Below are 20,138 nucleotides of genomic sequence, written 5' to 3' on the forward strand. Positions count from 1 at the left end.
CGCTCAGTCCGCCACCGGCACCGGCGTCGGCGCCGCCTCCGCCGCCGGCTGCGTCTCGGCCTTCGCGGCCGCCTTCTTCGCGCGGTTCTTCAGGATCAGCATCGACGTGACGCCGACCAGGACCGCGAGCACCAGGCCCAGCCACGAGAAGCGCTTGAGCCATGCCTCGGCGACGATGCCCACCGAGTAGATGACGGCCGTCGTGCCGCCCGCCCAGAGGATGCCGCCGAGGACGTTGGCGATGAGGAACTTCCAGTACGGCATGCGCAGCACGCCCGCCAGCGGTCCCGCGAAGATCCGCAGCAGGGCGACGAAGCGGCCGAAGAAGACCGCCCACATGCCCCACTTCTCGAAGGACCGCTCCGCGAGCGCCACATTGGCCTCGCCGCAGTGCTTGGGGAACTTCTTGGCCAGCCAGGCGAGCAGCGGGCGCCCGCCCCTGCGTCCGATCGCGTAGCCGATCGAGTCGCCGATGATGGCCCCGGCAATGGCACAGGCGCCGAGGACGTACGGGTTGATGTCACCGTGCTGGGAGGCGAGCAGGGCCGAGCTGACGAGGACGATCTCGCCGGGGAGCGGGATTCCCAGGCTTTCGAGCCCGATCACCACTCCCACCAGCGCGTAGATCGCCACCGCGGGGATCGTCTCCAGCCACTCCTGGACGTGCAACGCGGTTCCCTCCCGGGTCGTGGCGCGCGCCGCGTCGCGCGCGCCGGGGCAGCCTACCTGGTCACGGCCTGCCCTCCGGCCGCGTCCGATCCCGTAAATGAGTGGTCGCCCCCGGACGAGGCGCGCTACGCTCCGCGGCGATGACGACTCATACCGTTCAGTGTTGGGGGGTCCCGTCCGCGCAAGGTGAGTGCTGATGACCACTCACACCGCGTACGAGGATGCCCACGCTTCCTTCCTTTCCTTCTGGCTGCGCGTCCGCGAGTTCGCCGTGCCGCCGTCCATGATCGCGACAGCGACCGCCCGCCGCCTCTCCGGTGACTGGGCCGGGGCGTGCGCCGCGGCGCGCGTCGACGTCGACCTCGACCTGCGGTCGGTGACCCGGGCGCACGGCCGGGACCTCACCGACCGGATCCGCCGCGATCTCCGCCATCTCGCTCCCGACCTGCTGCGCTGGCACATGCCGAGGGTCGCTCCGCACGGGCTGCTGCGCCCCGGCCTGACCATCTCGCTGGCCCGTTACGCCCCCGCGGATCCGACGGCGCGAGCGAGCCCGGTGCATCTCGTGGCCAGGACCCCGCCCGCGTGGGCGGAGGGCGGCCAGCGCATCAGCCTCGCCCTCTGGGACGGCTCCTCCGGCAGGTCCGTCGGCCAGGGCCCCGCCGGGCGCCACCCGCACCCGCGTCCCGATCGGCGGTTCCGTCTCGATCTGCACCGCCACCTGTGGGACGCGCGCAGGGCCGACGAACTGCGGCTGCGCTCGGGGGCGGAACCGCCGGCCACGGACGCGCCCCCGGCCAGCGGGGCGGAGGCGCCTGTACCGGAGGGGTACCTCTGCGCCGTCGACCGCTGGCCGGCGGAGGCGAGGCTCGTCCTCCACGCGGAGGGCAGGTCCGAGGGCCCGGTGGCCGTACGCCTCGACGCGCGCCGCCGCCTCACACTCGCGGTGGCCCCGGCCCCCGGGGCTCCCCGGGATGCCGGGAGCCATGGCGCGCCGACCCTCCTGCCGGACGCGGCGACCTGGGTGCTGCCCGACCTGGAGCTGCTGCGGGCGGGCGCGATCGAGGCCGGGCGCCTGCACCCGCTGGTCGCCTCCGCGCTCGTACCGGACCATGTGCCGGCCGACCGCTGCGACGAGCGGGCGTCGTCGAGGCCTCGGGTCGTGGAGTGCCGGGGCGACCTGCACCGGATCGCTCTGGTCGACGGCGTACTGGCTCCGCTGGACCACGGCCCGGACGAGCTGGGCCGGGAGGAACTGCTCGTCGCACTCGGCGGGCCCCCGCTGCCGTGTCTGGGGGCGATCGACGAGGCGCACCGGCGCCCGGACTGCCTCGCCGGTGTGCGCGAACGTCTGCAGCACGGTGACCTCGCGGGCGCGCTCGCCGTCGTCGAGGGCCTCCTCGGCCCCGGGGCGACCCTCCGCGGCGGGCCGTTGCGGGACGCGCTTGAGGAGGCGGCCCGGCGGCGGATCGCGTACGGGATGTTCCGCTCGGGCCTCGACGCACCCCCGCCCCACCGCGTCCCGCCTCCTCCGCGTCGGCCTCGCGACGTACGAACCCGGCCCCGCCTCGCGCACTGAGGCACATCACCCGCGCCGTGGTACGGGGGCAGCCCCCTCACCCGGGGTTCCGTCCCCGTACCACCTCACTTCTCACGGTCCCACCGACCTCCACAGGTGATCACTCATGACTGTTCTGTCCACCATGCCCGCGTACGCCCCCACGCCCACCCCCGATTCCCCGCTCGACGTCGCCGGCGCCTTGTTGACGCTCCTCGACGACACCACCACCGAACCCCGGCCCGACACCCAGTTGGAGGCCCTGACGCTGGCCGTGGCCGCCGACCTGCCCGTGATCCTCTGGGGTGAGCCGGGCATCGGTAAGACGGCGGCCCTGACGCGGCTGGCCGAGGAGCTCGACCTTCCCCTGACCACGGTGATCGCCAGCGTGCACGAGCCCTCGGACTTCTCGGGCCTGCCCGTCGTCGGCGACGACCCCGCCGAGCAGGGCGTCCCGATGGCGCCGCCGGACTGGGCCGTGCGGCTGGTCAGGGCGGGCCGGGGGCTGCTGTTCCTGGACGAGCTCTCCACGGCGCCGCCGTCCGTCCAGGCCGCGCTGCTCCGGCTCGTGCTCGAGCGGCGGATCGGCGCCCTCCGGCTGCCGCCCGGGGTGCGGATCGTGGCCGCCGCCAACCCGAGGTCGTCGGCCGCCGACGGCTGGGAGCTGAGCCCGCCCCTGGCCAACCGGTTCGTCCACCTGCAGTGGGTCCACGACGCGGAGGTCGTCGTCCGCGGCCTCGGCGGAACCTGGCCCCGGGCCACCCTGCCCCGACTCGGCCCCGGGAAGCTGCCCGAGGCCGTGGCGTTCGCCCGGCGCGCGGTCTGCGGGTTCCTGACCGTCCGCCCCGAGCTGGTGCACCGGCTGCCCAGCAGCGAGACACGGCGGGGCGGACCGTGGCCCTCACCCCGGAGCTGGGACATGACCCTCCGTCTGATCGCCTTCGCGACGGCGGCCGGCTCCTCGCGCGATGTCCTGGCCCAGCTGGTGCGGGGCACCGTGGGTGACGGGCCGGGCCTCGAACTGATGGCGAGCGTCGACCGGATGGACCTGCCGGACCCCGAGACGCTGCTCGCCGATCCCGGGGCCGCCGAGCTGCCCGAGCGCGGGGACCTGCGCCAGGCCGCGCTGGACGGAGTGGTCGCCGCCGTGCGCGCCCGCCCGGACGAGGCACGCTGGGACGCGGCCTGGGCGGTCCTGGTACGGGCGCTGGAGACCGGGGCCCCGGACCTGGTGGTCGTCCCTGCGACGACGCTCGCCTCGTTGCGGCAGGCGGACTGGACGGTCCCGGACACGATCGAGAAGCTCGCCGGCGTGGTCTCCCTCTCCCGGCGCGCCGACGACGCGGCGGCCCGCGCCGCCCAGGCGGCCCTGAAGCCGCAGGGACGCCGATGACGCCGGGCACGCGCGGAACTCCCGCCGCGAACGGGGTGCCCCTCGCACTGGACCTCGACAAGCTCTACACCGCGCGGCTGCAGGCCGCCCGGGCCAGGCCGTACCTGGCGACGGCGCTGTTCGCGCTGCACACCGTGGAGTCGCGGCAGGTGCCGACGATGGCGGTCGACGCGTACTGGCGCTGCTACGTCTCCCCCGGGTTCGTGGAGCGCACCCCGGTGGAGGAGCTGGCCGGAGTGTGGGTGCACGAGGTGTCGCACCTGCTGCGCGACCATCACGGGCGCGGCGAGCGGCTCGCCAGGACGCGGGGTCTGACCGGCGCCGCCGAGCGGCTGCGGATGAACATCGCGGCGGACATGGAGATCAACGACGACGTGTTCGGCGACGGTCTGGTGCGTCCGGAGGGCGCCGTCCTGCCGCGCCACCTGCACCTCCCCGAAGGCGAGTTGATGGAGGACTACCTGCCCCGGTTCGGGCTCGGTCCGCGGACGGCGCACCTCGTCTGGCTGGACTGCGGCAGCGGCGCGGACGGCAGCGAACGGGAGTGGGACCTCGGGCCGGACGGCGCGGACGGTCTGACCGAGCAGCAGCGGGACGCGGTGCGGTTCCGGGTGGCGCAGGCCATCTCCGGGCGGCCGGGCAGCGCCCCGCAGGGCTGGCGTCGATGGGCGGAGGAGGCCTTCCATCCGCCGCAGCCATGGCGGGAGTTGCTCGGCGCGGCGGTCCGCTCGGCGACCTCGGGCCCCGGCGCGGGCGACGACTACAGCTACGGCCGTCCGTCCCGGCGCTCGACCGGGCTGCCCGGTGTCGTACTGCCGAGCCTGCGGCGCAGGCCGCCGCGCGTCACCGTGGTCATCGACACCTCGGGCTCGGTGAGCGACGCCGAACTGGGCAGCGCGCTCCTGGAGGTCGCCGCGATCTCCCGTACCGTGGGCGGCCGGCGTGACCTGGTCAGCGTGGTGTCGTGCGACGCGGCGGCCCGGATCGCGCACCCGCTCTGCCGCGCGGAGGGGATCCCGCTGATCGGCGGCGGGGGGACGGATCTGCGGGCCGGCTTCGCCAAGGCCCTGGGCGGGCGGCCGCGCCCCGATGTGATCGTGGCGCTGACCGACGGCCAGACCCCGTGGCCCAGCGCACCGCCACCGTGCCGGACGGTGGTGGGCCTCTTCCCCCGTGCGAAGAGGCCCCGGTACAACGAGGACAACCCCGACTACGTCCCGGACGAACCGCCCGGCTGGGCGCGCGTGGTCGTCATCGACGGGTGAGGGAAGGGCGGCCGGCAGCTCGCCGCCCCGGCCGCCCTTCCCTCCGCCGCTACTTCCCCTGGCCGTTCGGCCGGAGGGTCCAGACGACGGTCATCTCGCCGGTCACCGCGCCGTCCTCGCGGGTGATCGCGATGTGGACCGGGAACTCCGGGCGCTCGCCGGCGTCCAGTGCGGCGACGACCTCGCCGGCCGGGCGGCCCAGCGTGGCCGTGGCGGTGACGACGCCCATGGCCAGCTTCTTGTAGCCGATCTCGGCGGTCACGGCGAGCGGCACCGCGCGGTTCAGCTGGTCGCCGAAGGCGGCCAGGACGATCGCGCCGCTGGCCGACTCGGCCAGGGTGAACATCGCTCCGGCGTGCGGGCCGCCGACGTGGTTGTGGTAGTCGGCCTGGTCCGGCAGACGGACGACGGCACGCTCGGAAGTGGTCTCCAGGAACTCGAGGTTGAGGGTCCTGGCCATGGGGACGGTGGCGGCGAGCATCTCGCCGACGGACATCTGGTCTGCGCTCATGAGCGCGATGTTACCCACGAGTAGCACAGATCGCCATCCCTGCCGTCACGTGCCCGCGGGGGGCGGACGTAGCAGGGTTCGCGCCACACCTCTATGGTTACTGGCCATGTGGCCAGGACAGCAGCCGCCCGGGGGCGAGCAGAACCCGCAGGACCAGAGTCAGAACCCCTACCAGCAGTCGGGGTACCAGCAGCCGAACCCGTACCAACAGCCCGGCTATCAGCAGCAACAGCCGGGGTACCCGCAGCAGCCGCCCACGCAGCCGGGCTACCCGCAGCAGCCCGCGCAGTCCGGCTACCCGCAGCCCAACCCGTACCAGCAGCCGACCGTGCCGCAGTACGCGGTGCCGGGCGCTCCGCAGGGCGGACCGGGCGGGCCGGGTGACGGGAAGAAGAAGCAGACGACCCTGGTCGCCATCGTCGCCGCGACCGCCGTCGTCGTCGCGGCGGGCGTCACGGGCTTCCTCGTCCTCGGCAAGGACGACGAGAAGAAGACGGAGGCGGGTGGCGACCCGAAGGCCTCCTCGTCCGCCCCTGCCACCCCGTCCGGGCCCGCCGCCACCTCCCCCGGCATCGACAACCCGCGTGACGACGCCGATCTGCAGCCGACCATCCCCGGCTGGAAGGTCGTCCACAACCCGAAGTACGGCACGCTCTTCGACGTCCCGCCGGAGTGGGAGCTCCTGAAGCCTGGCAGCGTCACGTTCTTCGAGGACGAGAAGAAGGGTGACGGCACCCCGGTCGTCACGATGTCGGCTCCGGTGCGCTACAAGAGCAAGTGGTGCACGTTCGACACGAACAAGGACGGCTCGAAGGAGAGCTGGGGCCTGAGCAGCGCCGGCACCAAGGGTGGCCAGGGCGCCAAGAACACCGACGAGGCCGCGTTCAACGAGGCCGGCAACTGGGTGTGGGCGGGCTACGCGCAGCACATGCCCAAGGGCACGATCAAGATCACCAAGGCCGTTCCGTACACCACCACGTCGGGTCTCACCGGCAGCGTGGCGACGGCCACCGCCCCGGGGATCAAGAAGCGGAACCCGTGCGAGTCGGACGGCAAGTCCCTCGCGTTCTCCTTCAAGAACTCCAAGGGCGACTTCTCGTCGTTCGTGATCTACGCGGCCGACGGGGTCAAGGACGAGCTGGCGGACGACACGATCCAGAAGATCCTCGCGACCGTGCGACTGGCTCCGGCGTCGTCCTGACGTAAACCGGTTTGGCAGGAGGCGGCGGCGACGGGGATAGTCCCGGGGTGAGAAAACCCGCCGCCTCCCCGCGCACGCCGCTCTCCTCCCGCCGCCCCGAGTGGGCCGGCCGCAACTACGTCCTGCTGACCGCCGCCGCGATCGTCACCAACCTCGGCACGCACGGCGCCCTGATCGCGGCGGCGTTCGCGGTCATCCAGTCCGGCGGAGACGGCGGCGACGTGGGCCTTGTCGCGGCGGCCCGCACCCTCCCGCTCGTCCTCTTCCTGCTCATCGGCGGCGCCGTGGCCGACCGGATACCCCGGCACCGGGTCATGGTGGCCGCCAACGCGCTGAACTGCGTCTCGCAGGCCGCCTTCGCCGTCCTCGTCCTGGCGGGCGACCCGCAGCTCTGGCAGATGATGGTGCTCACCGCTCTCTGCGGAACGGGCCAGGCCTTCTTCAGCCCGGCCGCCGAGGGCATGCTGATGTCCAGTGTCAGCGGGGAGCAGGCCGGCCGCGCCTTCGCCCTCTTCCGGATGGCGATGCACGGCGCCGGCATCGGCGGGGCCGCGCTCGGCGGCGCGATGATCGCCGCCGTCGGCCCCGGCTGGGTCCTCGCCATCGATGCCGCCGCCTTCGCCGTCGCCGGCGCGTTCCGCGCCTTCCTCGACGTCAGCCACATCGCCGAGCGCAAGCCGGGCGGCGGGCTGCTCGCCGATCTGCGCGAGGGCTGGCAGGAGGTCGTCGGACGCCCGTGGCTCTGGTCCATCGTGGCCCAGTTCTCCATCGTCGTCGCCCTGGTCGGCGCGGCCGAGTCGGTGTACGGACCGCTGGTCGCCCGCGACGAGCTCGGCGGTGCCCGGCCGTGGGGGCTCGCGCTCGCCGCGTTCGGCGTCGGCACGCTCTCCGGCGCGCTCCTGATGATGCGCTGGAAGCCCCGCCGGATGCTGCTCGTCGGCACCTTGGGGGTCTTCCCCATCGCGCTGCCCTCGGCGGCGCTCGCGGTGCCGCTGGACGTCGTCGGGCTCTCGGTGGCCATGTTCGTCAGCGGAGTGGCCATCGAGGTGTTCGGCGTGGCCTGGATGACCACGCTGCACCAGGAGATCCCGGAGGAGAAACTGTCCCGGGTCGCCGCGTACGACTGGTTCGGCTCGACGGCGATGCTTCCGCTCTCCACGGCGCTCGCGGGTCCGGCGGAGAGCCTCTTCGGCCGGAGTCAGGCGCTGTGGGGTTCGGCGGCGCTGATCGTGGTCGTCACGGCGCTGGTGCTGCTCGTCCCGGACGTGCGGAACCTGACGCGCCGTACGCACACGAAGGAGCTCACACGCGGCACCCCCGCCACGGCCTCCCCGGCCGCCCCGGCCTCCTCGGCGGAGGAGGTGGTCAGCCCACGCTGAAGGCCCCGTCCGGCGGTACGGGCGAGGGCACCGCGTCCGTGTCGCCGACCGGGCGGGCGTCGCCGGTGAACCGGGTGAGGCTCTCCCCGTGCTCCACGCGCGCGGGGAAGGCGTCGGCGGCCGTACGGCGGGCCAGGAAGGCGGTGTCGATGTCCCCGTCGGAGGCGACGAGGACGGCGTTGCCGAAGCGGCGGCCGCGCAGCACGGCCGGTTCGGCGATCAGGGCGAGCTCGGTGAAGACGGCCGCGAAGGTGGCCAGTTGGGAGCGGAGGAAGGCGAACGGGGCCCCGTCGGCCAGGTTGGCGGCATAGATCCCGCCCGGTCGCAGCACGCGCCGGGCCTCGCGCGCGTACTCGACCGAGGTCAGGTGCGCCGGGACCCGTGAGCCGCCGAAGACGTCGGCGACGAGGACGTCCACCGACGCCGAGGGGGCCTGCGCCAGCCAGGCCCGGGCGTCCGCCCCGTGCACGGTCACCCCGGAGCCCTCCGGCAGCGGAAGGTGCTCGGCGACGAGATCGAGCAGGGGCAGGTCGGCCTCGACCACGTCCTGGCGGGAGCCGGGGCGGGTGGCGGCGACATAGCGGGGCAGGGTGAGCGCGCCGCCGCCGAGGTGGAGGACGGAGAGCGGCGCGGCGCCGTCGTCGGCGGCGCTGTCGAGGACGTGGGCAAGCCGGCGCGCGTACTCGAACTCGAGGTACGTGGGCTCGTCCAGGTCGACGTACGACTGCGGTGCACCGTCGACCGTCAGCAGCCAGGCCCGGTCCCTGTCGATGTCCGGCATGAGCCGGGCGGTGCCCCCGTCGACATCGCGCACGACGGGAATCTGCTCGTTGACCTCGTTCACACCCTCATTGTGCCCGTGGCCCCGGCCGGCGGTCGGCCCGCATTCCGTGGGGTACGGAATGCGGGCCTCACCCCGAGCGCGCGGCTCAGTCCACGGTCGTGACCGTGCCGGCGCCGACCGTGCGGCCGCCCTCGCGGATCGCGAAGCCGAGACCCGGCTCCAACGGCACGTCACGGCCCAGTTCGACGGTCATGGTGACCGTGTCGCCGGGCCGCGCGACCGCCGTCCCGCCGAGGTCGACGTCGCCGACGACGTCCGCGGTCCTGATGTAGAACTGCGGCCGGTAGCCGGTGGAGACCGGGGTCGTACGACCGCCCTCCGCACCCGACAGGACGTACACCCGCGCCGTGAACCGCCGTCGCGGCACGACGCTCCCCGGCGCGGCGACGACGTGCCCGCGGCGGACCGCGTCGCGTGGGACACCGCGCAGCAGCAGCGCCACGTTGTCGCCCGCCTCGGCGGACTCCATCGGCTTGCCGAAGGTCTCGACGCCGGTCACGACCGTCTCCGTCTCCGCGCCCAGGACCTCGACCCGGTCGCCGACCCGGACCGAGCCCCGCTCGATCGCGCCCGTGACGACCGTGCCGCGGCCGGTGATGGTGAGCACGTTCTCGACGGACATCAGGAACGGCGCGTCCACATAGCGCACCGGCATCGGCACGTAGGTGTCCACGGCGTCGAGGAGCGCCTCGATCGCGCCGGACCACCGCGCGTCCCCCTCCAGGGCCTTGAGACCGGAGACGCGGACGACCGGCACGCTCTCACCGGGGTAGCCGTGCGAGGTCAGCAGCTCCCGCACCTCCAGCTCGACCAGGTCGGTCAGCTCGTCGTCCCCCGCGTCGGCCTTGTTGAGCGCGACGACGACGTGGTCGACGCCGACCTGCCGGGCCAGGAGCACGTGCTCGGCGGTCTGCGGCATGATCCCGTCGAGGGCCGAGACGACGAGGATCGCGCCGTCGAGCTGGGCGGCGCCGGTGACCATGTTCTTGACGTAGTCGGCGTGGCCGGGCATGTCGACATGGGCGTAGTGCCGGGTGTCGGTCTCGTACTCGACGTGCGCGATGTTGATGGTGATGCCGCGCTGGGCCTCCTCGGGCGCGCGGTCGATGCGGTCGAACGGCACGAACGTGCCGGTCCCGCGCTCGCTGAGGACCTTGGTGATGGCGGCGGTGAGGGTGGTCTTGCCGTGGTCGACGTGCCCCATGGTGCCGATGTTCAGGTGCGGCTTGGTGCGCACGTATGCCGTCTTGGGCATGGTTCGCTCGTTCCTTGAGCTCGAAGCGTGAGAGGGGACCCCGGGACCGAACCGACCCTCCCCCTACGGGGTCCGCCGGACGATCCGGGGAGGGTCAGCTTCGGACGCCGTCGAATGCGACGACTGCGACAGCGGCGAGGAACGTGGAATCCACGACGGCAGCCTTCGGCGCGGCCGCGACTGCGGGCCGTGCTGCGAGGAAGGCGTACCGGAACATGCCCCCGATCATCGCGGGGCGAGCGCCCGGCGTCGAACGATTTTCCGCGGAGGGGGCGTTGAGGGCGTCCAAGACACCCCCTCGGCCCTCAGAGGTGCTTGAGCGCCTCGCGCACCGAGAGCGGGGCCAGCCGGGTCCGGTGCGCCTCGACGAAGGCGCGGACCTCGCCGGGGGCGGTCTTGGCGTACTCGCGCAGGGCCCAGCCGATGGCCTTGCGGAGGAAGAAGTCGGTGTCCGCCGCGCGGCGCAGGCAGTAGGCGAAGAGACGGTCCGCCTCGGTGGCGTCCTTGAAGCGCAGTTGGTGCAGGAGCGCGGTCCGCGCGATCCAGAGGTCGTCGTCCTCGATCCACTCGTCCATGCGCGCGGCGAGCGCCGGATCGGCGGCGACGAGCCCGCCGACCACATGGGCGGCGAGGTGGTCGACGGTGTCCCACCAGGAGTCGGTGGTGATCAGCCTGCGGGCGACGGGCAGGAAGTCGGAGGAGCAGCGCCGGACGTGGCGCCGGAGGTAGTCGACGGCGAAGTAGTGGTACTCGCGCTCGGGCAGAGCGAAGCAGCGCAGGGCGACGGCCGCGCAGTCGGCCTCGTCGGGGCGCGGGGTGCCGTCCAGGACCGTACGGGACAGGGCGCGCCGCTCGGGGGTGCGGATGCCGAGGAAGGGCGCGACGCCCTTCATGTACGCGACCATCTCCTGGGCCCGGAACGGGTCCCCCGCGGCCGGGTAGACCTCGGTGAGCCGCCCGAGCAGGGTGTCGGCGAGGGCGCTGGCGGGGACGGCGGGCGGCGCGGACGTCATACGCGTCACAGTACGGCGGATGACGGACATTACGGCGATCACACGGGTGCGTCGGTTACTCTCCCCGGATGCTCGACCCCGTCACCCGGCCGCCGGGCTCCCCCGCGCTCCGCTGCTCCCGGGCCCTGCTGTCGCCCTGGTCGCGCCTCTCCCTGCTCGCCGCGCTCCTCGTCACCGCGGCGACGACCGTCCTGCTCTACGAGCCACAGCGACTGCTCGCCGAGGGCTGGCCGGCCCAGTCGAGCGGTGCGGGCGCGGTGGTCCTGTTCGGTCTCGCGTACGGGGTGTGCACGGCGGCCTTCGTGCCGCGGCCGATCCTGAACCTGGCCGCGGGCGCGCTCTTCGGTACGCAGGTGGGCCTCGTGGCAGCGGTGTCGGGGACGGTCCTGGGCGCGGGCATCTCGTTCACCCTGGGGCGGCTGCTCGGGCAGGACGCGCTGCGGCCGCTCCTCCGGGGCCGCTGGCTGACGGCGGCGGACGGGCAGTTGAGCCGGCACGGCTTCCGCTCCATGCTGGCGATCCGGCTCTTCCCCGGGGTCCCGTTCGCGGCGGCCAACTACTGCGCCGCCGTCTCCCGCATGGGGTACGCGCCGTTCCTGCTCGCGACCGGGCTCGGCTCGATCCCGAACACGGCGGCGTACGTGGTGGCGGGGAGCGAGGCCGCGTCGCCGACCTCGCCCGCGTTCCTGATCTCGACGGGCTTCATCGTTCTCTCCGGCCTCGCCGCGGCGGTCGTGGCCTGGCGCAAGCGGCACGGCCTGCGCGCCCGGGCGACGGCCGCGGCCCCCACGTCGGCGCCGGAACCGTTCCGGGCCCGCCCCCTGGAGACGACGGGGGCCGGGGAGCCGCGCTAGCCGCAGCGAGACGCGGAGGCCTCAGAGCGCCTCGACGATCATCGCGTTGGCCAGGCCGCCCGCCTCGCACATCGCCTGGAGGCCGTAGCGGGCGCCCCGGGCGCGCAGGGCGTGGACCAGGGTGGTGGTGAGACGGGTGCCGCTCGCGCCGAGCGGGTGGCCGAGCGCGATCGCGCCGCCGTGGACGTTGACCTTGGCCGGGTCCGCGCCGGTCTCCTGCTGCCAGGCGAGCACCACACTGGCGAACGCCTCGTTGATCTCGAAGAGATCGACGTCGGCGAGGCCGAGCCCGGCCCGCCGCAGCACCTTCTCCGTCGCCGGGATCACGCCGGTCAGCATGAGCAGCGGATCGGAGCCGGTCACCGCGAAGCTGTGCAGCCGGGCGAGCGGGCGCAGCCCGAGCCGTTCCGCGGTCTCGGCGGCCATGACGAGGACGGCCGAGGCGCCGTCGTTGGTCGGGCTGCTGTTGCCCGCCGTCACCGACCACTCGATCTGCGGGAAGCGCTCGGCGAAGCCGGGGTCCTCGAAGGCGGGCCGCAGCCCGGCGAGGATCTCCGGCGTGGTCGTGGGCCGTACGGACTCGTCGCGCCGGACGTCTCCGTACGGGACGACCTCGGCGTCGAAGAGCCCGGCCTCCCAGCTCCGCGCGGCCCTGGCGTGCGAGGAGGCGGCGAAGGCGTCCATGGTCTCGCGCCCGATCGACCACTTCGCGGCGATGAGCTCCGCGCTGATCCCCTGCGGGACGAGGCCCTCCGGGTACCGCTCGGCGACGCCGGGTCCGAAGGGGTCCGCGCCGGGCGGCACGTTCGACCACATCGGGACCCGGCTCATCGACTCGACCCCGCAGGCGATCGCGATGTCGTACGCCCCCGAGAGCACCCCCTGCGCCGCGAAGTGCACGGCCTGCTGGGACGAGCCGCACTGCCGGTCGACGGTGGTGGCGGGCACCGACTCGGGGAAGCCGGCGCCGAGCCAGGCGTACCGCGTGGTGTTCATGGCCTGCTCGCCGACCTGGTCGACGGTGCCGCCGATGACGTCGTCGACGAGCGCCGGGTCGATGCCGCTGCGCTCGACGAGGGCGCGCAGGGTGTGGGAGAGCAGGGCGACGGGGTGCACGTCGGACAGGGCGCCGCCCGTCTTCCCCCTGCCGATGGGTGTGCGGACCGCTTCGACGATGACGGCGTCGCGCATGATGACGGCTCCTCGATCACCTGGTGAGTTGGATTTCTGGACTAACACCTGCCAGTAACATAGCCCAGCGAGTTGGACTTTCAAACCCATACCTGTCCGCTGCCTTAGGCTGGGGCTCATGAAGGCCGCTCCCCGCCCCTGCTCGATCGCCGACACCCTCGCCCTCGTCGGCGAGAAGTACTCCCTGCTGGTGCTGCGCGAGATCTCCCTCGGCGTGCGCCGCTTCGACCGGATCGCCCGGAACACCGGAGCCCCGCGCGACATCCTCACCGCGCGCCTGAAGCGCCTGGTGGAGGCCGGGATCCTGGAGAAGGTGCCGTACAGCGAGCGTCCGATGCGCTACGAGTACCGGGCCACGGCCGCCGGGCGGGAGCTGCAGCCCGTCCTCCTGACGCTGATGGCCTGGGGCGACCGCCATCTGAACGCCGAGGACCGCCCCGTGGTCCTGGAACACGCGTGCGGGGAGGTGCTCAGCCCGCGCGTGGTCTGCGCCTGCTGCGGCGGCGAGGCGGACGGCGAGAGCCTCACGCACCATGTGCGCTCGGCCGGCTGGACCACAGCGGGCCCCGTGGGACCGGCAGCGGGCCCGGTGGAGCCGACGGCTCCCGCGGACCGCTGAGACCCCGGCCCCTGGGGCTGGGCCTTCATCCGAGGACGGTACGCTGCGCAACGACCGGCGGTTGATCTCCGATCCGAGACGCGACCGCCTTTTCTGACGGCACGAGCACATTCGGGACGGCCCTAGCCCCATGAGTTGGTTCGAATCATTCATCCTCGGACTCGTCCAGGGGCTGACGGAGTTCCTTCCCATCTCCTCCAGCGCGCACCTCCGCCTCACCGCCGCCTTCGCCGGCTGGGAGGACCCGGGCGCGGCCTTCACCGCGATCACCCAGATCGGTACGGAGGCGGCCGTCCTCATCTACTTCCGCAAGGACATCGCGCGGATCGTCTCGGCCTGGTTCCGCTCGCTGCGGGACAAGTCGATGCGGAGCGACCACGACGCCCAGATGGGCTGGCTCGTCATCGTCGGCTCGATCCCGATCGGTGTCCTCGGCGTGACGCTGAAGGACCAGATCGAGGGCCCCTTCCGCGACCTGCGGCTCACGGCCACCACCCTGATCGTCATGGGCATCGTCCTCGGTGTCGCGGACCGGCTGGCCGCACGGGACGAGGTCGGCGGCAGACACCGCGCCATCCGCGAGCGCAAGACGCTCAAGGAACTCAGTGTGAAGGACGGCCTGATCTTCGGCCTGTGCCAGGCGATGGCTCTGGTCCCCGGCGTCTCCCGGTCGGGCGCGACGATCTCCGGCGGTCTGCTGATGGGGTACACCCGCGAGGCGGCGGCCCGCTACTCCTTCCTGCTCGCCATCCCGGCCGTTCTGGCCTCGGGGCTCTTCGAGCTGAAGGACGCGGCCGAGGGCGGCCATGTGTCGTGGGGCCCCACGGTCTTCGCCACGATCATCGCGTTCGGCGTCGGCTACGCCGTCATCGCGTGGTTCATGAAGTTCATCACCACCAAGAGCTTCATGCCCTTCGTGATCTACCGGATCCTGCTCGGCATCCTGCTCTTCGTCCTGGTCGGCACGGACGTCCTGAGCCCCCACGCGGGCGAGTCCGGCAGCTGACCCGCACCGCTCCCCGCACCACTCTCCGCGCCGCCCACCGCCGGGCGATCTTCGGGTGCGCACCGCACCCTGGAACCATGGCCTGGCAAGCACCCATCGTCGTGCACCGCCCGTCCCCCGGCGGCGGGCGGCGCGTCACCGTCCGCGGACAGATCGTGGGCCTGGCGCACAACGACACCGACCTCGTCGAGTTCCTGCGCAGAGCGGGCCTCGAAGACGCCGACATGATCCTCGACGACCCCCACCTGGTGGAATGGCGCGGCGGCCGCCCCCACCGCTGGGAGGCGGCATAGACACCCGCTGGAGCCGGGCGGCAAAAGATCCCGCGGCGCACGCACGGCTCTTGGCCCGCGCGTCCCGCTGCCCGACACTGAAGCGATGACGCAGCGCGTGGATCTCGCGACCGTGATGGACCGGATGGCCATCGACGACCTCGTCACCGGATACGCGGTGGCCGTGGACGACTCCGACTGGGCGGGCTACCGGGCGCTGTTCACCCGCGACGGCCGCGCCGACTACCGCGGCTCCGGTGGGGTCGAGGGGCCCGTCGCCGAGGTCGCCGACTGGCTCGCCGAGACGATGCGGCTGTTCCCGGTGCGCCAGCACCTCATCGTGAACCGGCGCGTCCGGATCCAGGACCTCGGCGGCTATCCCGGCGACAGCGCGGACGTGCGCGCCGACTACGTGAACCCGATGCGGTTCGAGTCGGGCGAGGACTTCGTCTGCGGCGGCCGCTACGCCTTCGCCCTGGCGCGGACGGACGCCGGCTGGCGGCTGCGCTCGGTGGTCGTCGAGGAGAAGTGGCGCCGCTTGTAGCCCTGTCGCACTCGTGGCGGGCACAGCCGGGGGCCGTCGTACGGCGCACACTGGAGGCGACACCTGGAGGCGACGCGGCATGCGGAATCCGTTCGGCCGTCGCGGTGGTCGCGGTACCGACGCCGCGCCCCCCGCCGCGACGACGCCCCACCGGGCCCCGCACGCCCCCGCGCAGACGCCCCACCGGGGCGCACGCGCCGTGGCCGCGGTCGTGTCCGGCGCGCTGCCCGCGCTCGCCTTCCCCGCGCCCGCCCTCTGGTGGTTCGCGTACGTCGCGCTCGTCCCCTGGCTGCTGCTGCTCCGCACCGCGCCGACCGCGCGCCGCGCGGGCCTCGAGGGCTGGCTGGGCGGGGTCGGCTTCATGCTGGCCGTGCACCATTGGCTCATGCCGAGCCTGCACGTGTTCATCCTCGTCGTCGCCGCCCTGCTCGGTCTGTTGTGGCTGCCGTGGGGCTGGCTGGTGCGGGCGATGCTGAGCGACGGGGCGTCAGGAACGCGCGCGGCGGCCGCGCTGGTCGTCGTCCCCTCGGGCTGGCTGCTCATCGAACTCGTCCGCTCCTGGGAGGGCCTGGGCGGCCCGTGGGGTCTGCTCGGCGCCAGTCAGTGGCAGGTGGCCCCGGCGTTGCGGCTCGCCTCCGTCGGCGGCGTCTGGCTGGTGTCCCTCCTGGTGGTCGCGGTGAACACCGCAGTCGCCCTCCTCGTGGTGTCGACGGCCGCCGTGCGGATGACGGCGCTCGTCGGCCTCGTGGTGTGCGCCCTGGTCGTGGGCACGGTCTGGTGGGGTGTCGGCCCACCGCGCGAGCAGGGCACGGCGCGGATCGCCGTCGTCCAGCCCGGGCTGTACGACGGTCCGGGCGGCGCCGAGCGGAGGTTCGCCCGTGGCGAGGAGCTCACCCGGGAACTCGCGGGCCAGGACCTCGACCTGGTCGTGTGGGGCGAGAGCAGCGTCGGCTCCGATCTCAGCGCCCGCCCCGACTACGCGAAGCGGCTGACCGCCCTCTCCCGGACCGTGGACGCGCCGATCCTCGTCAACGTGGACGCCCGGCGCTCCGACCGGCCGGGCATCTTCAAGAGCAGCGTCCTGATCGGGCCCGAGGGGCCGACGGGCGACCGGTACGACAAGATGCGGCTCGTGCCGTTCGGCGAGTACATCCCGGCGCGCCCGGTCCTCGGCTGGGTGACCTCCATGGGCAAGGCGGCCGACGAGGACCGGCGGCGCGGCACGGAGCCGGTGGTGATGACGGTGCCCGCCGAGGGCGGCCGTCCGCAGCTCCGTATCGGTCCGCTGGTCTGCTTCGAGTCCGCGTTCCCCGACATGAGCCGCCGGCTCACCCGCGACGGCGCCGCCGTGCTGATCGCCCAGTCGGCGACCTCCACCTTCCAGGACAGCTGGGCGCCCGCGCAGCACGCCTCGCTCGCCGCCCTGCGCGCGGCGGAGACCGGCCGCCCGATGGTGCACGCGACGCTGACCGGCATCAGCGCCGCGTACGGCCCCGACGGGCGCCGGATCGGCACGCCGTTGGGCACCGACCGGAGCGCGGCGGCCGTCTACGACGTACCGCTCTCGCGGACGACCACGGGTTACGTCCGGTACGGGGACTGGCCGTTGTACCTCGCCCTGACCGCCCTGGCCGCGCTCTGCGCCGCCGAGGGCATGGGCGCGCTCAGGACGCCTGCGTCGACGCTTCGCGCACCACGCGCTCGCACAGCTCGTGGGTCCGGAGAGCGTCGCGGGCGCTGAGCGTGCGGCCGTCCTTCACCGCGTCGAGGAAGGCGAGGACGGCCTGTTCGATGCCGCGCTGGCGGGCCACGGGCACCCAGTCGCCACGCCGGCGGACCGTCGGCTGGCCCTTGTGGTCGACGATGTCCGCCAGGTTGAGGATCTGACGCTTCGTGTCCTGGCCCGAGACCTCGAGGATCTCCTCGGTGGAACCGTTCCTCCGGTTCATCATGCCGATGGCGGTGAAGCCGTCGCCGGAGAGCTGGAGCACGACGTGGTGCATGAGCCCGTCGCGGATCCGGGCCCGTACGTCGGTGTGCTCGATCTCGCCGGGCAGCAGGAAGCGCAGGGTGTCGACGACGTGGATGAAGTCGTCGAGGACCAGGGTGCGCGGGTCCTCGGGCAGCCCGACCCGGTTCTTCTGCATGAGGATCAGCTCGCGCGGGTGGTCGAGACACTGGGCGTACCCGGGGGCGAGCCTGCGGTTGAAGCCGACGGCCAGACTCACCCCGCGAGCCTCGGCGAGCTCGACGAGCCGCTCGGAGTCGGCGTACTCGTACGCCAGCGGCTTGTCGACGTACGTCGGGACGCCGGCCTGGAGGAGCCGGGTGGTGATCTCGGGGTGCACGGCGGTCGGCGCGTGCACGAAGGCGGCGTCGAGTCCGGCGGAGAGCAGTGAGTCGAGATCCTGGTGGCGCCGGTCGGCCGGCACGTGGTGGGCCTCGGCGACCCGGTCCAGGGTCGCCTTCGTCCGTGTCTGCAGGTGGAGTTCGACCCCGGGAAGGGCGGCCAGGACGGGGAGATATGCCTTCTGCGCGATGTCGCCGAGTCCGATGCAGCCGACCTTCACGGGTTCTCCCTAGCGCTTGTTCGAGGTGCTGTTCGCGCCGGTCAGCTTACGCGGGGCAGATCGTCGCGGAGCGGCGGCCGCCAGTCGGCGATGCCGTCGAAGCCGCGCAGGACGAGGCCGGGGCCGAAGCGCGAGACGGCCGTGATGAGCGCGTCGCGGGCGGCGACGGCGGGCCGGGCGGAGAGCAGGGTGAGCCGGCCGGTGCGGGCGGCCTTGCGCACGATGGCGGTGGTGCGCGGGAGCCGGTCGGCCGTGTACGCGGCGAGCGCGCGGCTCGGCGGGAGGCCGGGGCCCGCGTGGTGGGCCAGGACGACGGCGTCCTCGATGGCCTGGTTGCCGCCCTGGCCGAGGGTGGGCTGCATGGCGTGGGCGGCATCACCGAGCAGGGCCACGCGGCCGTGGTGGAAGGCGGGCAGGGGGTCCGGCAGGTGGTGGACGTCGTGGCGCAGGACGGCGTCGGGGGCGACGGCGGCCAGGATCTCGGGGACCGGGTGGTGCCAGTCGCCGAAGAGCCGCTGGAGCGCGGCCCGTTCGTCGTCGGGGGCGTGGGCACCTTCGGGGGCGGCGGCCATGGCGTAGGCGTACACACGGCCGTCCTTGAGGGGCTGGGTGCCCCAGAGGCGGCCGCGGCCCCAGGTCTCGTGCGGGGCGAAGGGGCGGTCGGGGGCGGGGATGACGACGCGCCACGTGGTGAATCCGGAGTAGCGGAGTCCTGGGTGGTCGGGGAACAGGCGGCTGCGGACCGCCGAGTGGATGCCGTCGGCGGCGACGACCAGTTCGGCGTGGAGGTCGCCGTGCGGGGTGCGGACGACGGCGGGCCGTTCGTCGTCGCCGGGGTCGGTGACGGAGGCGGGCGCATCTGTCCGCACGACGCCCTCGGGAAGGGCGGCGGTGAGGATCTCGACGAGGGTCGCGCGGTGCAGCAGGACGAGCGGTCCGCCGAAGCGGTCGGCGGCGGCGCGGGCGCTGGTCCGGGCGAGCCAGCGGCCGTCGGGCGCGCGCATGCCGCCGTCGCCCTGCCAGGCGGAGAGCGCGCGGACCCGGTCGCCGAGGGCGATGACGTCCAGGGCGCGCTGGGCGTTGGGGGCGAGGCCGATGCCCGCCCCGACCGGGGTCAGCGCTGTCGCCCGCTCCAGGACGGTGACGTCCCAGCCGCGCCGGTGGAGAGCGACGGCGGCCGTGAGCCCGCCGATGCCGGCTCCGATCACGACGGCACGGTGCTGTTCCATGGCTTCTCCTTCGACGGACACTCTCGGCAACTACAGCTGTAGTGCCGCTACGAGAAGACGGTACTACAGCTGTAGTCACGCAGGCGATACGATGGTCGATAGGTTGTCCCCATGACCGCCCGCACCCCGGAACCCACCCATCCGGAACCCTCCGATCCGGACTCCCCCGCCCCGGCCCCCTCCCGCCCCACCCTGATCGGCGACGCAGCGCTCGACCTGCTCGTCGAGCGCGGGATGCGCGGGCTGACCCACCGCGCCGTCGACGAGCGCGCCGGACTGCCGCAGGGGTCGACGTCCAACCACGCCCGGACCCGGCAGGCGCTGCTCGAAACGGCGGTCCGCAGGCAGGTCGAGCGGGAGGCGCGCGTCCTCACCCTGGACGAGATGCCCGGACCCGGGGACGGTCCCGACGCCCTCGTGGACGCCCTCTCCCTGGCCCTGCACCGGTACCTCACCGACCACCGCGCCCTGCTCGTCTCGCGGTACGAGCTCGCCCTGGAGGCCACCCGGCGTCCCGAACTCCGTGCCTTCTTCGACGCGGCGGGTTCGGCGGCGTTCCACGGACCGCTGATCGCGATGATGGCGGCCGCGGGCTCGACCGCCCCGGAGCGGCACGCCCTCTCCCTGATCGCCTGGTCCGAGGGGCTGATGTTCTCCTGCGCGGCGGGTTCGTTCCACGAGGCCGTACCCAGCCGCGCGGAACTGCGCACCGGATTCCAGGAGTTGCTGCGGGGCATGCTCGGCGGGTGAACGCCCCCTCGTTTC

At 73.5% G+C, this 20,138-nt stretch carries 20 protein-coding genes; 12 read left to right on the plus strand and 8 right to left on the minus strand.

From position 1 onward, the window contains the following. Positions 1-3 precede the first annotated feature (3 nt). Complete coding sequence (locus tag ACF09C_RS04120) at positions 4-669, minus strand: DedA family protein (protein ID WP_392088405.1); 666 nt, start codon at positions 667-669, stop codon at positions 4-6. Positions 670-865: 196 nt separating this feature from the next. Between ACF09C_RS04120 and ACF09C_RS04125 the strand changes: the two genes are divergently transcribed. The 3 genes from ACF09C_RS04125 (at position 866) to ACF09C_RS04135 (ending at position 4,885) form a co-directional block, all read left to right on the plus strand. After that, on the plus strand, positions 866-2,248 hold the full coding sequence (locus tag ACF09C_RS04125) for a hypothetical protein (protein WP_392088407.1): 1,383 nt from the start codon (positions 866-868) through the stop codon (positions 2,246-2,248). Between the two features lie 106 nt (positions 2,249-2,354). Further along, positions 2,355-3,620, plus strand: a complete 1,266-nt coding sequence (locus tag ACF09C_RS04130; protein WP_392088410.1) for an AAA family ATPase — start codon at positions 2,355-2,357, stop codon at positions 3,618-3,620. After that, positions 3,617-4,885 (plus strand): VWA-like domain-containing protein, encoded by a 1,269-nt coding sequence (locus ACF09C_RS04135; protein WP_392088412.1) that lies wholly within the window; start codon positions 3,617-3,619, stop codon positions 4,883-4,885. The genes ACF09C_RS04130 and ACF09C_RS04135 overlap by 4 nt, the downstream gene beginning before the upstream one ends. A 49-nt stretch (positions 4,886-4,934) precedes the next feature. Here the strand turns inward: ACF09C_RS04135 and ACF09C_RS04140 are convergent, their stop codons facing one another. Next, positions 4,935-5,396: a DUF4442 domain-containing protein gene (locus ACF09C_RS04140; protein ID WP_362417516.1), complete on the minus strand. Its 462-nt coding sequence runs from the start codon at positions 5,394-5,396 to the stop codon at positions 4,935-4,937. A 106-nt stretch (positions 5,397-5,502) separates the two neighbouring features. Here ACF09C_RS04140 and ACF09C_RS04145 point away from each other — a divergent pair, with 106 nt between their 5' ends. Both ACF09C_RS04145 and ACF09C_RS04150 read left to right on the plus strand, forming a co-directional pair. After that, complete coding sequence (locus ACF09C_RS04145) at positions 5,503-6,597, plus strand: hypothetical protein (protein ID WP_392088414.1); 1,095 nt, start codon at positions 5,503-5,505, stop codon at positions 6,595-6,597. 47 nt (positions 6,598-6,644) lie between these two features. Then, positions 6,645-7,976, plus strand: a complete 1,332-nt coding sequence (locus ACF09C_RS04150; protein ID WP_392088416.1) for an MFS transporter — start codon at positions 6,645-6,647, stop codon at positions 7,974-7,976. Here the strand turns inward: ACF09C_RS04150 and ACF09C_RS04155 are convergent. The 3 genes from ACF09C_RS04155 to ACF09C_RS04165 form a co-directional block, all read right to left on the minus strand. Next, positions 7,963-8,757 carry a spermidine synthase gene (locus ACF09C_RS04155; protein ID WP_392088698.1) on the minus strand — a complete coding sequence of 265 codons (795 nt, stop codon included), beginning with the start codon at positions 8,755-8,757 and terminating at the stop codon, positions 7,963-7,965. The two genes, ACF09C_RS04150 and ACF09C_RS04155, sit on opposite strands and share 14 nt — an antisense overlap. Positions 8,758-8,905: 148 nt before the next feature. Further along, the gene (gene tuf / locus ACF09C_RS04160; protein WP_392088418.1) at positions 8,906-10,075 is read right to left on the minus strand and encodes an elongation factor Tu; all 1,170 of its coding nucleotides are present in this window, start codon (positions 10,073-10,075) and stop codon (positions 8,906-8,908) included. Between the two features lie 305 nt (positions 10,076-10,380). Next, positions 10,381-11,088, minus strand: a complete 708-nt coding sequence (locus ACF09C_RS04165) for a DNA alkylation repair protein (RefSeq protein ID WP_392088420.1) — start codon at positions 11,086-11,088, stop codon at positions 10,381-10,383. 68 nt (positions 11,089-11,156) lie between these two features. Here ACF09C_RS04165 and ACF09C_RS04170 point away from each other — a divergent pair, with 68 nt between their 5' ends. Continuing rightward, positions 11,157-11,942, plus strand: a complete 786-nt coding sequence (locus ACF09C_RS04170) for a TVP38/TMEM64 family protein (RefSeq protein WP_392088423.1) — start codon at positions 11,157-11,159, stop codon at positions 11,940-11,942. A gap of 21 nt (positions 11,943-11,963) precedes the next feature. Here ACF09C_RS04170 and ACF09C_RS04175 read toward each other — a convergent pair whose 3' ends face one another. Then, positions 11,964-13,133, minus strand: a complete 1,170-nt coding sequence (locus tag ACF09C_RS04175) for a thiolase family protein (protein WP_392088426.1) — start codon at positions 13,131-13,133, stop codon at positions 11,964-11,966. Positions 13,134-13,251: 118 nt separating this feature from the next. Between ACF09C_RS04175 and ACF09C_RS04180 the strand changes: the two genes are divergently transcribed. The 5 genes from ACF09C_RS04180 (at position 13,252) to lnt (ending at position 17,315) form a co-directional block, all read left to right on the plus strand. After that, entirely contained in the window at positions 13,252-13,752 is a 501-nt protein-coding gene (locus ACF09C_RS04180; protein ID WP_392088428.1) for a winged helix-turn-helix transcriptional regulator, read from the plus strand. 130 nt (positions 13,753-13,882) lie between these two features. Then, on the plus strand, positions 13,883-14,758 hold the full coding sequence (locus ACF09C_RS04185; protein WP_392088430.1) for an undecaprenyl-diphosphate phosphatase: 876 nt from the start codon (positions 13,883-13,885) through the stop codon (positions 14,756-14,758). A gap of 77 nt (positions 14,759-14,835) precedes the next feature. Continuing rightward, positions 14,836-15,051 (plus strand): hypothetical protein, encoded by a 216-nt coding sequence (locus tag ACF09C_RS04190; RefSeq protein WP_137990668.1) that lies wholly within the window; start codon positions 14,836-14,838, stop codon positions 15,049-15,051. A gap of 85 nt (positions 15,052-15,136) precedes the next feature. Then, positions 15,137-15,574: a nuclear transport factor 2 family protein gene (locus ACF09C_RS04195; RefSeq protein ID WP_392088433.1), complete on the plus strand. Its 438-nt coding sequence runs from the start codon at positions 15,137-15,139 to the stop codon at positions 15,572-15,574. A gap of 79 nt (positions 15,575-15,653) precedes the next feature. Beyond that, positions 15,654-17,315 (plus strand): apolipoprotein N-acyltransferase, encoded by a 1,662-nt coding sequence (gene lnt / locus ACF09C_RS04200; RefSeq protein ID WP_392088436.1) that lies wholly within the window; start codon positions 15,654-15,656, stop codon positions 17,313-17,315. Here the strand turns inward: lnt and ACF09C_RS04205 are convergent. Both ACF09C_RS04205 and ACF09C_RS04210 read right to left on the minus strand, forming a co-directional pair. After that, positions 17,239-18,144, minus strand: a complete 906-nt coding sequence (locus ACF09C_RS04205) for a Gfo/Idh/MocA family protein (protein WP_392088438.1) — start codon at positions 18,142-18,144, stop codon at positions 17,239-17,241. The genes lnt and ACF09C_RS04205 overlap by 77 nt on opposite strands. Before the next feature lie 41 nt (positions 18,145-18,185). After that, on the minus strand, positions 18,186-19,373 hold the full coding sequence (locus tag ACF09C_RS04210) for an FAD-dependent monooxygenase (protein WP_392088441.1): 1,188 nt from the start codon (positions 19,371-19,373) through the stop codon (positions 18,186-18,188). Positions 19,374-19,484: 111 nt separating this feature from the next. Here ACF09C_RS04210 and ACF09C_RS04215 point away from each other — a divergent pair, with 111 nt between their 5' ends. Beyond that, positions 19,485-20,123, plus strand: a complete 639-nt coding sequence (locus ACF09C_RS04215; protein WP_392088443.1) for a TetR/AcrR family transcriptional regulator — start codon at positions 19,485-19,487, stop codon at positions 20,121-20,123. Positions 20,124-20,138: the final 15 nt, after the last annotated feature.

Origin of the sequence: Streptomyces sp. NPDC014870 (assembly GCF_043081505.1) — a bacterium.
Classification (GTDB): domain Bacteria; phylum Actinomycetota; class Actinomycetes; order Streptomycetales; family Streptomycetaceae; genus Streptomyces.

Excerpts from the sequence above, each read along its gene's own strand:
- ACF09C_RS04125 (WP_392088407.1), top strand. The coding sequence starts at position 866 with ATGACCACTCACACCGCGTACGAGGATGCCCACGCTTCCTTCCTTTCC.
- ACF09C_RS04130 (WP_392088410.1), top strand. The coding sequence starts at position 2,355 with ATGACTGTTCTGTCCACCATGCCCGCGTACGCCCCCACGCCCACCCCC.
- ACF09C_RS04135 (WP_392088412.1), top strand. The coding sequence starts at position 3,617 with ATGACGCCGGGCACGCGCGGAACTCCCGCCGCGAACGGGGTGCCCCTC.
- ACF09C_RS04140 (WP_362417516.1), bottom strand. The coding sequence starts at position 5,396 with ATGAGCGCAGACCAGATGTCCGTCGGCGAGATGCTCGCCGCCACCGTC.
- ACF09C_RS04145 (WP_392088414.1), top strand. The coding sequence starts at position 5,503 with ATGTGGCCAGGACAGCAGCCGCCCGGGGGCGAGCAGAACCCGCAGGAC.
- ACF09C_RS04155 (WP_392088698.1), bottom strand. The coding sequence starts at position 8,757 with ATGCCGGACATCGACAGGGACCGGGCCTGGCTGCTGACGGTCGACGGT.
- tuf (WP_392088418.1), bottom strand. The coding sequence starts at position 10,075 with ATGCCCAAGACGGCATACGTGCGCACCAAGCCGCACCTGAACATCGGC.
- ACF09C_RS04165 (WP_392088420.1), bottom strand. The coding sequence starts at position 11,088 with ATGACGTCCGCGCCGCCCGCCGTCCCCGCCAGCGCCCTCGCCGACACC.
- ACF09C_RS04170 (WP_392088423.1), top strand. The coding sequence starts at position 11,157 with ATGCTCGACCCCGTCACCCGGCCGCCGGGCTCCCCCGCGCTCCGCTGC.
- ACF09C_RS04175 (WP_392088426.1), bottom strand. The coding sequence starts at position 13,133 with ATGCGCGACGCCGTCATCGTCGAAGCGGTCCGCACACCCATCGGCAGG.
- ACF09C_RS04180 (WP_392088428.1), top strand. The coding sequence starts at position 13,252 with ATGAAGGCCGCTCCCCGCCCCTGCTCGATCGCCGACACCCTCGCCCTC.
- ACF09C_RS04185 (WP_392088430.1), top strand. The coding sequence starts at position 13,883 with ATGAGTTGGTTCGAATCATTCATCCTCGGACTCGTCCAGGGGCTGACG.
- ACF09C_RS04190 (WP_137990668.1), top strand. The coding sequence starts at position 14,836 with ATGGCCTGGCAAGCACCCATCGTCGTGCACCGCCCGTCCCCCGGCGGC.
- ACF09C_RS04195 (WP_392088433.1), top strand. The coding sequence starts at position 15,137 with ATGACGCAGCGCGTGGATCTCGCGACCGTGATGGACCGGATGGCCATC.
- lnt (WP_392088436.1), top strand. The coding sequence starts at position 15,654 with ATGCGGAATCCGTTCGGCCGTCGCGGTGGTCGCGGTACCGACGCCGCG.
- ACF09C_RS04210 (WP_392088441.1), bottom strand. The coding sequence starts at position 19,373 with ATGGAACAGCACCGTGCCGTCGTGATCGGAGCCGGCATCGGCGGGCTC.
- ACF09C_RS04215 (WP_392088443.1), top strand. The coding sequence starts at position 19,485 with ATGACCGCCCGCACCCCGGAACCCACCCATCCGGAACCCTCCGATCCG.